The sequence below is a fragment of the Commensalibacter communis genome (assembly GCF_947179015.1).
GTDB classification, from domain to species: domain Bacteria; phylum Pseudomonadota; class Alphaproteobacteria; order Acetobacterales; family Acetobacteraceae; genus Commensalibacter; species Commensalibacter communis.
The window spans coordinates 54494-67513 of record NZ_CAMXCM010000003.1 but is presented as its reverse complement, the minus strand read 5'-3'; the positions used below and the strand labels follow the sequence as shown (position 1 = coordinate 67513).

At 36.7% G+C, this 13020-nt stretch carries 8 protein-coding genes; 1 reads left to right on the top strand and 7 read right to left on the bottom strand.

The genetic code is table 11. The features are described 5' to 3' along the window. Positions 1 to 9: 9 nt before the first annotated feature. From PQG54_RS07020 to aroA, 5 genes are all read right to left on the bottom strand, one after another. The gene (locus PQG54_RS07020) at positions 10 to 3372 is read right to left on the bottom strand and encodes a glycosyltransferase (protein WP_271790218.1); all 3363 of its coding nucleotides are present in this window, start codon (positions 3370 to 3372) and stop codon (positions 10 to 12) included. A gap of 225 nt (positions 3373 to 3597) precedes the next feature. Next, on the bottom strand, positions 3598 to 5322 hold the full coding sequence (gene rpsA / locus PQG54_RS07015) for a 30S ribosomal protein S1 (RefSeq protein ID WP_271790219.1): 1725 nt from the start codon (positions 5320 to 5322) through the stop codon (positions 3598 to 3600). 345 nt (positions 5323 to 5667) lie between these two features. Beyond that, complete coding sequence (locus PQG54_RS07010; protein WP_271790220.1) at positions 5668 to 6366, bottom strand: aspartate/glutamate racemase family protein; 699 nt, start codon at positions 6364 to 6366, stop codon at positions 5668 to 5670. A 33-nt stretch (positions 6367 to 6399) separates the two neighbouring features. After that, complete coding sequence (gene cmk, locus PQG54_RS07005) at positions 6400 to 7032, bottom strand: (d)CMP kinase (protein WP_271790221.1); 633 nt, start codon at positions 7030 to 7032, stop codon at positions 6400 to 6402. Next, entirely contained in the window at positions 7029 to 8372 is a 1344-nt protein-coding gene (gene aroA, locus PQG54_RS07000) for a 3-phosphoshikimate 1-carboxyvinyltransferase (protein WP_271790222.1), read from the bottom strand. Before aroA ends, cmk begins: the two co-directional genes overlap by 4 nt. Before the next feature lie 158 nt (positions 8373 to 8530). Here aroA and PQG54_RS06995 point away from each other — a divergent pair, with 158 nt between their 5' ends. Beyond that, the gene (locus tag PQG54_RS06995) at positions 8531 to 8854 is read left to right on the top strand and encodes an FYDLN acid domain-containing protein (protein ID WP_271790223.1); all 324 of its coding nucleotides are present in this window, start codon (positions 8531 to 8533) and stop codon (positions 8852 to 8854) included. 271 nt (positions 8855 to 9125) lie between these two features. Here the strand turns inward: PQG54_RS06995 and PQG54_RS06990 are convergent, their stop codons facing one another. Further along, complete coding sequence (locus PQG54_RS06990; RefSeq protein ID WP_271807711.1) at positions 9126 to 11114, bottom strand: Hint domain-containing protein; 1989 nt, start codon at positions 11112 to 11114, stop codon at positions 9126 to 9128. 436 nt (positions 11115 to 11550) lie between these two features. Continuing rightward, positions 11551 to 12738, bottom strand: a complete 1188-nt coding sequence (locus PQG54_RS06985; RefSeq protein ID WP_271790225.1) for a tyrosine-type recombinase/integrase — start codon at positions 12736 to 12738, stop codon at positions 11551 to 11553. Positions 12739 to 13020: the final 282 nt, after the last annotated feature.

Here is a 13020-nt window from a genome sequence, read left to right as displayed (position 1 = left end):
ATCAATAAACTATTTAAATTTTTTATTAATTATTTGAACGTTTTTATTCATAATACCCTCAGTCAAAACACTGTCTGCGACATCCTCAACAACATTATTCACAATGTTAACAAGAATATTTGTATTGGCAATTTGATATTCATTATGCACAATATTGACCAAATACACATGATAATGCCCATTAAACTGTTTAAAACATCCTTGATTTAAACGAATATCAGCCACAAAACCATTATTCAAAGGTGCTGATTGAAAAATATCAGAGGTCTCATGACGCATAAATCTTGATGTACCTACAATAAAGCAATCTTCTGATTGATCGTTTATAAATGCGATATACATCCGACCAGCCATCAAATTAGTACGATTAAAGGCCCATCCAGCAATTTTTAAAATGCTTTTATCTGATGTTTCAACAGCATTTTCGCCTTCACTATCTTGGATAAATCCGGTGAAATGTTCGATACAATATTCCAACTCGCCAAAGCGTTGAGCAAGAATATTTTTCTCAATGAATGTATCAAGCTTGATTCCACGAATTAAACCATCTTTTTCAATAATACGATTGAAATCATCTAAAATGACTTGATTACTATGAGAAATAGTATCAATTTTTTTAACTTGTCCCTCTTCTACTTCTATCTCATTTGTTGTCAGCTGAAACGCTGCAGAACCGTTAACAATATTAATTAAACCAATTCTAAAACGACCTTCACACCATTTCCCTCTTAAAGCAGCTTGCCCAGAAAAACCGTTACGAATAGGTGCATTTGTGAAACTTTCCGCAACATCCGCACGATTTTCACGTTGACATTCTAAGAAAATCGTCAAATCGCTATCTGCGTGAATCAAAACTGTATATAAAGACCCCGCATTTGATAATCCAGGAGAAATAAACCAACCACGGATATGGAACTCATGTGCAGGCTTAAACTTTTTATTATCGTCAATATTGAGTATGTGATAACAAATATCGTCTAAATAATAATTGGCCCCTTGGACAACAGCCCAATCATCAACAATTTGTGGCAATTCAACATGCAAATCATTGCCTGTTGGTGGATCAAAAATATGACGAGGTGGCGCTTGGTCTTTCCATGATGCATGCGGCAAATAATGTAGGCGACCAATATCCCATTTTAAATTGCTGATCCCTAGCTTGTCATAAGGAACAACATCCTCATAAACCTTTAATAATTCTTTTGCATAATCAGCGGCTGTTACCCACAATTCTGGGGTAATATTATCCATTATTTGTTTGCGTAGCATCTCGTCCGATCGGATAAGCTCAAGACGATCGATCACAGTATTCACCGCACCAATCTCAACCTTAAACCCATTAACTCCGTCTTTTACACGATCCCCCAATGCACCAACATCGGTAACAATCGGAATTAATCCGTTTTGCCATGCCTCAGATAGAGAAATACAATAAGTTTCAGGCCATATAGACAAGGTCATTGCTACATCCGCAACTTGTAGTGCTGCAACCTCACCCAGCCCATAGGATCCATGTAGTATCACATTGTCCTTCTTCATTTCTCTAAGAACATTTTCATAATCTGGTTGCATATAACCAAATATATGAAACTCATAAAGATCAGGATTAGCTGATTGTAAGATTGACAAAATTGTATCAGCACCCTTTGAGCGGATAAAATTCCCAACAGTCGCTACTTTAAGCTTTCGACCATTTAAAGGTTCATATTTCTTCTGTTTTAACGGGATGGTTGTATCAGGTGAAGGAATACCCATAACATAGTTTTTCTTAGTTTCTAATACAGGATAAATCTTCAAGGCCAATTCATAAGAATGTTTTGTTCCATACAAGCAAACATCAACATTCTTCATAATCTTGGATACAAAGGCGCGTCTGGTCTGTTGTACACCAAATTCTAATTTCTCAGAAGTTTTCAAACAAATATCGCAGGCACCAATATTCTTTTTATCAATCTCGCAATAACGTTGTTCGTAATTCAATAAATTATAATGAGAACAGACTGCCAAAAAGTCATGATAAGAGAAAATAACCCCAACCCCACATGCTTTTGCAATAATTGGTAAGGATAAAGTATGATGACCTAAATGTTGGATATGAACTACATCAAAACCATATTGATTGATAACACTTGAAAATGCGGTTTCTTCACCAGCATCATTCATTGAATCTAGCCAGCCAACATCAGGCATATCAAAACGTTCAATCTCTTTACCATTCGCATCGGTCAAGTAACAGGCACCACGTCGACGTAACCAATAAAAAAATTCAACATCTTTGACTAAGCTGGTTGATAAGATTTGTTGATAAACTTCGATACCACCCCAGACATGCTCATGAACTGTGGAATGAGTAACAAATAAAACACGTAACTTTGCTTGGCGACGAGGTTTTTCAAGTAATATTTCTTGTTGTTGTTTTTTTTTGAAATCTGCTTGAGTAATATTAGCAATTTCTTTTAAACGATCTTTATATAAATGTTTATCTAAAACGGCTTTTTGTGTCTCTGTCGCCAGTTTTTTTCTTAATTCTTTCTCATTTAAAATATTGGCAATCGTTTCGATAACTTCATCTGTATTCCGTGCAATTGAAACACCGTTTAATTCCTTTAGGTATTTCTCATCCATCTCGGAGGGCAACTCTACAACTTGTGCAGTTCCTGCCAGACCTAATTCATATAATCTAGGCCCAGGCGCTGTTGCCTGACCGACATCACCATGACTTGCATAATTGCGGAACATCGTTAACGTTACTTGGCTCGCATTTGCAAAATCAATAAAAGATTCAATACTGACGGGTCTTGGTATAATACGTTTAATTAAATCTTTGGGCAAAGGAGGTAAATACTCGTTACCTGGACATATTAATTTAAAACGTGCTTCTGGAAAAGCGATTAACAAACGACGTAAAACCTCTACACGATTTGGCCACATCGTTCCGGCAAAGAAAATATCGTAATCAAGATCTTGCGTGTTCTTAATGTCTCTATAATGAATTGATTTGCTGCCAGCAAGTGGCAAATAATAAGCCTCAACTTGATATGAATCAATACAACTTGGATCATTAGTAAATACATAGTCAAAGTTAGACGTTACGTGAACATTAAAATCCAACATAAATGGGTCTTCAAATGCCCAAAATATCATTGTTTTGAAACAAGGTCTTAAACGTTTGATTAATTCGAAATCAGTACGCTGACCATCAATACAAATTAAAACCTCATGTTCGTGCGTAGCTGCGATTGATAATAAATTCATATTATCAGCGACAACAACATTTTCATCTCCCCAAAGCTCTTTTGCTGCCCGCGCAACTGCAAGCGTCAAATAAGAATTTGAATTGTGTGTATAGTTTGTATTGTAAATAACGGCCATGATTAATCTTTATCACCCAGTTGATATTTTAAAATGTAACGGCTATTGAACCAATATAAGTTACGCGCTCAATTATTAATAAACAAATAGATATCTCGATAAATAAAATAGTCAATAGCTACTCACTATTAAATCGACTTAACAGTTTAATTAATTTTATTTAAAAAAAAAGCTAAGTGCCTATTATACACTTAGCTTTTAATTTATTTATTTATTAAATAAATACTACTCTACATCCGTGTCATTTTCATTACGACGACGAATAGCTGCACCAAGAATATCTCCCAAAGATGCTCCGCTATCTGCAGAACCGTAATCAGAGATTGCTTGCTTGTCTTCTTCGACTTCGCGACCTTTGATGGTCAATGTCAAACGACGAGCTGCTTTGTCAACAGTAACGATTTTTGCATCGATACGTTCACCAACAGAGAAACGTTCTGGACGTTGTTCAGCTTTATCACGAGAAAGTTCTGTGCGGCGGATAAAACCAACAAGAACATCATTCACACTGACGTCAACACCATTTGCTTGAATGCCTGTAACAACGCAAGTCACAACACTACCTTTGGTAACACTTGCTAGTGCATCAGCAGCAGGATCAGCTTGAAGTTGTTTAATCCCTAATGAAATACGTTCTTTTTCAACGTCAACATCAAGAACTTTAGCTTTTACAACATCGCCTTTTTTATAATTGGCCATTGCTGCTTCGCCAGCTTCATCCCAAGATAGGTCTGACATGTGAACCATACCATCGATATCTGCAGATAAGCCAATGAATAAACCGAATTCTGTAATATTACGGATTTCGCCTTCGATTTCAGAACCAACTTTATGCGTTTCAGCAAATTGTTCCCAAGGATTAGGTTGAACTTGTTTCAAGCCCAATGAAATACGACGTTTTGAGCTGTCAACATCCAATACGACCACGTCAACTTCTTGAGAAGTAGAAACGATTTTACCAGGATGTACGTTTTTCTTTGTCCATGACATTTCAGAAATGTGAACAAGACCTTCAACGCCAGCTTCTAGCTCAACAAATGCACCGTAATCGGTGATGTTGGTAACGCGACCTGTAAAGCGTGAACCAGAAGGATATTTGTTTGCAACATTTTCCCAAGGATCAGCTTCAAGTTGTTTCATGCCCAATGAAATACGATGTGTTTCAGAGTTGAAACGAATCACTTGAACGCGAACAGGTTGACCGATTTGCAATGCTTCTGAAGGATGGTTGACACGTTTCCAAGCAATGTCAGTCACATGCAACAGACCATCAACCCCACCAAGATCAACGAATGCACCGTAATCGGTAATGTTTTTAACAACACCGTCAAGGATCATGCCTTCTGCAAGACCTTGAATCAATTCGCTGCGTTGTTCTGCACGTGTTTCTTCAAGAACTGCACGACGAGAAACAACGATATTTCCACGAGCACGATCCATTTTCAAGATTTGGAAAGGCTGAGCAACACCAATCATAGGGTTAATATCGCGTACTGGACGAATATCAACTTGAGATCCAGGTAAGAACGCCATTGCGCCACCTAAATCAACAGTGAAACCACCTTTAACACGACCAAAAATTGTTCCGTTAATACGTTGATTGCTTTCGAATGCTTTTTCAAGAGCAGACCAAGCTTCTTCACGACGCGCTTTTTCACGTGAAAGTAGAATTAAACCGTCACGATCTTCGTAACGTTCAATATATAATTCAACCATATCGCCAGGCTTGATTTCTGGCTTTGCACCAACTGGTGCGAATTCTTTTAAAGGAACACGTCCTTCACTTTTTAAACCAACGTCGACAATTGCATAATCATCGGTTAAACGAACGATTCTTCCTGTTACAACGGAACCTTCGAACCCAATATCTTGACCTAAGCTTTCTTCAAGAAGGGTTGCGAAATCTTCACCAGCAAAGTGGTCTTGGTGATTTTGTGTGGCTTCAGCCATGTGCTACCTGTAATCCTAGTCATCATTACAAGGAAATAAACCCTTGTTTATATAGACTTTAATATTTGCGCGCCTTTATTTTATCAATATAAAATAAATATACGACTTTTTTTCGAGCAACCTCAAAAAACAAATGGTTAAAAATAATATTCCTAAAAATATTAAACCGAACTATATAGGAATTACATAAGCAATTCAATCATTTCTTATCATTAAATATAAAAAAAAATAAGATAAAACACTTTGGTTTATCAGCATTATTTTAACAAATTACATCATAAAGATTTGAGTTCAATTCAAAGTATTATTGCTAATTTAAAATAACGTAAAATAGTGTTTGTATCGTTAAACTTTATTCAATGCATAATCGACTGCATATTCTGCGTGCAACAAAGTTGTATCATATAAAGGAACATCCGTATCTTGCTGCTGAATCAACAATTGAATTTCTGTGCATCCCAAAACAATCGCTTCAGCACCATGATCGTACAAATCTTGTATGGTCTCTAAGTAATACTGTTTAGATGCAGCGTTAATTTGTCCTAAACAAAGTTCATTATAGATAATATGATGAATTTTTTCACGCTGTGGTAATGATGGAATTATTGTTTCAATATGATGGTGATTGAAGAAATAGGATTTATAAAAATCATCTTCCATTGTAAATTGCGTCCCTAACAACCCAATTTTTTTAATATTATTTTCCTTCAAACTTTCAGCAACAGCATCAACAATATGAAGAACAGGAATGGATATAGCATTTTGGATTTGTTCGGCTACTTTATGCATTGTATTTGTGCAAATCAGCAAAAAATCTGCTCCACCAGCCTCTATTTTTCGTGCTGCTTCTGCTAAATAGATCCCTGCTTCGTCCCATTTTCCTTGACGCTGCAAACTTTCAATTTCAGCAAAATCAACGCTAAATAACGTAATTTTAGCAGAATGTAGCCCACCAAGTCTTGCTTTGATCTTTTGATTTATAAGTTGATAATACATTCCTGTGGATTCCCAACTCATCCCACCTAATAAACCAATTGTTTTCATCTTAATTCCTGCACTTACTTTAAAAATTATCGTTTAACGCTGGATAATCTCTAATACCTGCGTTAAAACTTCACTCGCATTTAAATGATCCGTATCGATAATATGCGCATCTTCGGCTGGGCGTAATGGCGCAACTGCACGCGAGGCATCTGCTTCATCACGTTGCATTAATTCAAGTTCAATTTGTTTAATCTGTTCTGCTTTGGCAGGATCGTTCGGGTTTGTTGTATATTGCAACCAACGGCGTTCCGCACGAACTTTGGCTGAAGCCGTTACAAATAATTTCACATCAGCATTCGGAAAGATTACCGTCCCAATATCTCGACCATCCATCACCACGCCTTGTTGCGTGGCAAAATGACGTTGCATATCCAGCAACGCAGCCCTGACCCTCGGTTGTGCTGCGACTTGGCTGGCGACTTTATCAATTTTCGGCGTACGCAAATCATCGCGTAGCCAGTCTTTTTCAGTTAATTCTTCTGCAATTTGGACGACGCCATCACTGTCAACAGACAGACCTGCATCGAGCATTTTTTTGCCAACAGCACGATATAATAACCCAGTATCTAAATAAGGCAGAGACAATTTATCAGCCAATGCTTTCGCCAAGGTTCCCTTACCCACGCCTGAATACCCATCAATCGCGATAACTAGTTTTTTACTCATAGGTCGAACTTTGCCCCCAACGCATTCATCAAAGGAAAATAATTTGGAAAGCTGGTACGGATAAAAGTTACATCATCAACTTTTACGCCCTTTTGAGCAACCAATCCAAGAATAGAAGCACTCATCGCCAAACGATGATCCATATGCGTTTCAATTTCTCCACCACCAGAAATATTACCTGCCGTGCCATGAATGATAAGATCATCGCCTTCAACATCGACTTGCACACCATTACTACGCAACATCTCGACAATACTGGTGAAACGATCGCTTTCTTTGACTCTTAATTCTTCCAATCCTCTGAAACGCGTCACACCCGTTGCATAAGCAGCAGCAATTGATAAAATTGGATATTCATCAATCATAGAAGGCGCATGCGCTGCTGGCACATCCACCGCTTTTAAAGCGCCTGCTTTAATCATCAAATCACCAACAGGCTCTCCACCTTCAACCCGTTCATTCAGGATTTGTAAATCTGCACCCATCCATTTTAATACGTCAAAAGCACCTGTGCGCAATGGGTTTAATCCTACATTTTCAATGCAAACCTCTGATCCTTTAATCATTGCTGCCGCAACTAACATGAATGTTGCAGAGGAAGGATCTCCTGGAACCTTAATATCTTTCCCTTGTAAGGTTACTGGTCCTTTAAGACTTATTTTTTTGCCACCTTTCGGCAAGTCTTCAACGTGAACCTCTACCCCGAAGTGACGTAGCATATTTTCTGTATGATCGCGTGTTGCAACAGGTTCCTCGACACAGGTTACACCATGAGCATTCAGCCCTGCCAACAAAATAGACGATTTCACCTGTGCAGAAGCAACAGGCAAACGATAGGTGACGGGCTTTGCATTCGCGGTTCCCGTTATAGCCATCGGCAATTTGCCACCTTCACGCGTTGCAAATTGTGCGCCCGTTTCTGACAACGGAACCGTAACACGCTTCATCGGTCTTTTACGCAGGCTGCCATCGCCTGTCATAATACTTAAAAAACCATGACTCGCCAAAATGCCGCTGAGCAACCGCGCTGAAGTCCCAGAGTTACCCATATCCAACACATTTTCTGGTTCAGTTAATTGACCAATACCTTTACCAACAACATGCCATTCTCCTTCAGCAATTCGCTTGGGTTGGGCACCCAGCGCTTGCATAGCTGCGGCTGTTTGCATTACGTCTTCGCCCTCTAACAGACCCGTGATATGACTTTCCCCTGTTGCGAGGGCTGCAAACATCAATGCGCGATGACTGATGGATTTATCGCCTGGAACATTCATTTTCCCTTTTAATGGTGTTTGCAAAAAAGAAACAGTAAGCGGTTTTATTACAGAAGAATTGGTCATATCTTTACTTTCTAAAATAAATTATTGCTAAATAATTCACTACGGGTCATAAAACTTTTATCAGAAATATTGAAATTGTCATTTTAAAGTTTGACATAAACCCTATAAACTGGCATGTCGCCTATGTATATTTTATTGGTTAGAGGTAGAATAAATCAATGGTTAAATTAGAGTTGGGTATTAAACGAGTATGTTGTTCATGTGGAACTCGTTTTTACGACCTTAACAAAATGCCACCTGTATGTCCTAAATGCAGCACAGAACAACCGATCGAGTTACCTCGTGGTCGTCCACCCGAAGAAGATAACGATGCGCTAAATGACAAAGATTTGGATACTGTAATCGATGCGGATGATTTGGATACAGATGGCACCGATGTCGATGATGTAATCGAAGATACTTCTGATCTAGAAGACGATGTAGACACCATTGGATCTGAAATCGAAGTTATTAAAGATGATGGCAGAGATGACGATTCTTAATTGATCCTGAACAATTCGTTTTGATGAGGTCTTACAATTTTCAAGACCTCATCAAATCTTGCTGTTAATCGTTTAATTTGTAACGATATTTATTCACATTTGTTTCAGATGTGAAACCAACTTCATATTTAACCTTTAAAAAAGAAAATTATTATAGAAGGTTAAGCAAAAAATTTAAACAAAGAGTATTGTTCATACAACGACAATACAAGAGCAGGAAACTAGCATCTAAATAACAGAATTATTTCATAAAATTTAGATGCTATTTGTATTAGACTGCCATTTGTATGCCTCTTTCCTCTTGTATAAAGTATGGTCCAGCAGAAACAATCTCCAATATCAGTATACAGTTGTCCTCTTTACAATAGTCATCTAATGGCAAAAAGGCATCACCATTCGTCCATCTTAATGAAGCATCCTCTGAATCATACCATCCAGCAAGATCTTTGGTTAATAAATGCGTCTCAATATGATCAATTTTGTTACGATTAAAAATAGTTATATTCTTGACTAACACACCAAGGGGACGACGATCATCAATGAATGGACCAACAGTGTCACTTAATCTGCCAGAACGTGAACGAATTCTGACACTGCAAGTATTTCTTGGCACGATAAATATAACTTTATCCTGTCCCTGCACCATGATTCTATCAATCACTTTACCATTATCAGTTATTAGCTGCACATTATGATCGTTCGTTACATTTTTCTTAATATCTTTGCATTGAATATTATTTTTAATTGCACGATTTAGTAACCTATTAAAAATTGGTTCAACGCTACCACGGTCGACTGTCAAGGGGGCTGCAGCATCGCCTGCCCATGTTTTCTTTCGCATCCTAATCACATTACCATCGTGTACAGTGTGATTTTGTGTATTAAGAAAACTTTCTGTCAACATACCATTAACTATAATAACAGAATGCTCACCCGTTTCAATATGGTAATATATAAATTTCATTTTTGAGCGATCGTAATAAATTGAACGTCCATTAACCAACATACGCACGGGAATGAATTTATCATCAAGGAATACGCAATGCTCTGCTGTAACGAATAAATCTTTATAAGGTACGCTTGGAGCAATCGCGTCTTTAGTAATACAGACAGGATAGCCAGCAATATCGTCAAAAGATATATTTTTGACGTAGTATGTGTCGCAAACAATAGAAGTAATTACTTGCAATTTTTTACCCTGCGGGGTCAATGTATAAATTTCATCCCCGAGACGCAATGCCTCAATTTTGACGTCACCCATAGGAGTACTAATCAATGAACCTGCTAGGAAACAAGGGTAATTATTTTCACCACCATAAGGATAAATCCAAAACCCAGGGCCAGATTGATTGTCAAATGTAGGATTGAGTAAATTACTATTTATACCACCACTACTGAAAGAGCCTGCTTGAGTTGATGCATTAAAATTAGTGCTATTAGAAGATAAGTACTGATTTAAATTTGGATTAGTGAAAGTATTTGACAAGTCAGTTTGCCTAGGTACATTATAAAACCCATCAGAATCAGAGGTTGCGCCATTTGCTAAACTTATTTGACTAGATACATAAGTATTATCTTGTGAAATCCCACCAGATTGAACCGTAATATTATTGCTGTAAATGTTTGAATCTTTAATAGTTCCACCATTGTTGACAATAATTCTTGAACCAGGGAAAGAATTAAGCCCCTCAACAACAGCTCCGTTTTCAATAGTCAATGTTGCACCATTCAGCAGGTTCACGGGTCCATCAAGTGTCTGCGTTCCATTTATATAGACCGTTTTTCCGTCAACCAGCCTAGCTGTCCAGCTTCCGCCCCAAAGGACTGGGTTGTCATTGGATACATTCATCCCCTTAAATTGATCAGCGCTATAGCCAGCTGGCAAATTATACTGACTGCCACTATACAAGCCCACATTCACAGCTGAAGCGCTTGGATTTGAAGCAGCATTCAGTTTTGGGAAACTTGCATCTTCCATCACACCACCCGAAGCGATACTTATGTCTGCACCTCCATCTCCTGCCAAAACAGTTAAACCAATCGTGTTGTTGGGATTGTCAAAAGGAGTACGAACCGTGCCTCCTGGCTCAACAAAACTGTCATTCATAGACACGCCACCAGCAGCAATATTGTACTTCGTCGATACGTTGTAATTTCTTTCCGAAACTGCTCCATCAGCAAGCGCAACAGTCGAATTATAGATATTATTGCCGACTAACGTTCCACCCTTCTGAACATAAATTTCCGGGTTACGATTCAAAGCAATAATTTCATTCCCTTCAACCGTCGCACCAGCTTCAACATATAATCTTTTAGCTATTATATTAACAGGTTGTGTTATTGGATTTCCATTGTTATCTGTAACTAATTTATTACTTGAATCATAAAAATAAGTGTTACCGGTAGTCGGATCGAGTCTCGCATAATAACTTTCGTCGCCTGCGCGAATATTTGGTCCTATGATAGGCCAATCATTTTTAATCACAAAATTGTTATAATTTGTATCTGAACCTAGACTTGTTAGCTGATTATTATCTACCACGATTTCAATACCTTAACTATTCATTATTTTCGTAGAATAATATATCCTACGAATAATGTTGTTAAGTTTATGAATTCTATGAATAATTTAATATTGTAAATCTATATGTATTATCTAAAATATGACTTAAAAGTAAAACTATTTGAGAGTAATTTTAGTTAGTACAATATTCTGCCCACTTATTCATCAGTTGTCTTCTTTTATCCAACATATCTCCTCGTCTATATGCAGCCTCCACTTTTGACCTGATAGAATGACCCAAAGCCATTTCAAGTATTTCTGATTGTATATTGGTTGCCTCACTTCCCCAGTCTCTAAACGATGACCTGAATCCATGTAAAGTCATTTCTTTATCATTAGCAGCTTTCTTTACAGCAAATAAAAGAGCTTTATCGTAAATCGGTTTTTTATTATGTTGAAAAACATAAACACCTTCATTATTATTAAGTTTCAAAGCACATTGAATAATAACTAAAGCTTCATCAGATAACGGGATACGATGGCATTTATTTGTCTTGCTCCGTGAAGCAGGTAGTGTCCAAAGTTTATCTGAAAAATTAATTTCTTTTACTTGCATTTCTCGAGCTTCCGCTGAACGACAAGCTGTTAAACAAATAAAACATATGGCAAGATTAGGAATTGTATTAATAGATCTTAAACGTTTATAAAGTTTATTAATTTGTTTCCAGTCATAAGCTTTATAATGGGTAACTTTAGTAATTAACGATGGTTTAGGTAATAAATTTTCTAGAAAGCCGTTCCATTTAGCAGGATTGTTACCTTCATACCAACCATAAGCGATTGCATATTGGAAAATACGCGTTAATAAACCTTGTAATTTTACCGCTGTAGTCGTGTGCTTATACCATATTGGTTTTAACAAGGCCAAAATTTCATTAGATGTTATAGAGCAAATTAATCGTCCTTCAAAATTAGAATTAATATAATTTCGAAGTAAGCTTTCAGTTTCTTGTTGTGTTTTTTTACTACGCCATTGTTTAGAACGATTTTTAGTATATTCTTTAGCTACCTCAATAAATAATTTATTTCTTTTTTGTATGGCTAGCTTGCGATTACGTTTTTCCTCTAAAGGGTCTAATCGATTGATTAGCATTTCTTTGTTTTTATTTGCCAAATTTCTAGCTTCAGATAAGGATATAATTGGAAAAGGACCCAATCCTTGCATTCTAATCTTACCAGTAATTGGACTTTTAAAACGAAAAACCCATATTTTAGAATTTCCACGAATATTTAAGTATAGATTTCTTCCATCTGAATGTGTACCATTTTTTAGTTGGTTAATTTTTTTTTCTGATAACTGATTAATAAGTAAGCGGGGCATTTCTTATATTCTGTTTATGTGTTAAAATAGATGTTTATTTTTTATATATATGTATTACATAAAATATGATTTTAAAGAGTAAATTAACGAAGAGAACTATTCTTACAATAAAATAGTTAGATTCTGATTTGAATTAAAATTCATATTATTTATAAAGAATCTTTTTTCAATAAATATTTACTTACTAATTAAATATAGATACTGCTCGTAGGGTAAGGTGTTTCAATAATATATATATACACCAATAAATTACTGTTAAAAACGTTCATTATATATTTGAGA

Coding starts and splice junctions, on each gene's coding strand:
- aroA (WP_271790222.1), bottom strand. CDS start 8,372: ATGACCAATTCTTCTGTAATAAAACCGCTTACTGTTTCTTTTTTGCAA.
- PQG54_RS07020 (WP_271790218.1), bottom strand. CDS start 3,372: ATGGCCGTTATTTACAATACAAACTATACACACAATTCAAATTCTTAT.
- PQG54_RS07010 (WP_271790220.1), bottom strand. CDS start 6,366: ATGAAAACAATTGGTTTATTAGGTGGGATGAGTTGGGAATCCACAGGA.
- cmk (WP_271790221.1), bottom strand. CDS start 7,032: ATGAGTAAAAAACTAGTTATCGCGATTGATGGGTATTCAGGCGTGGGT.
- rpsA (WP_271790219.1), bottom strand. CDS start 5,322: ATGGCTGAAGCCACACAAAATCACCAAGACCACTTTGCTGGTGAAGAT.
- PQG54_RS06995 (WP_271790223.1), top strand. CDS start 8,531: ATGGTTAAATTAGAGTTGGGTATTAAACGAGTATGTTGTTCATGTGGA.
- PQG54_RS06985 (WP_271790225.1), bottom strand. CDS start 12,738: ATGCCCCGCTTACTTATTAATCAGTTATCAGAAAAAAAAATTAACCAA.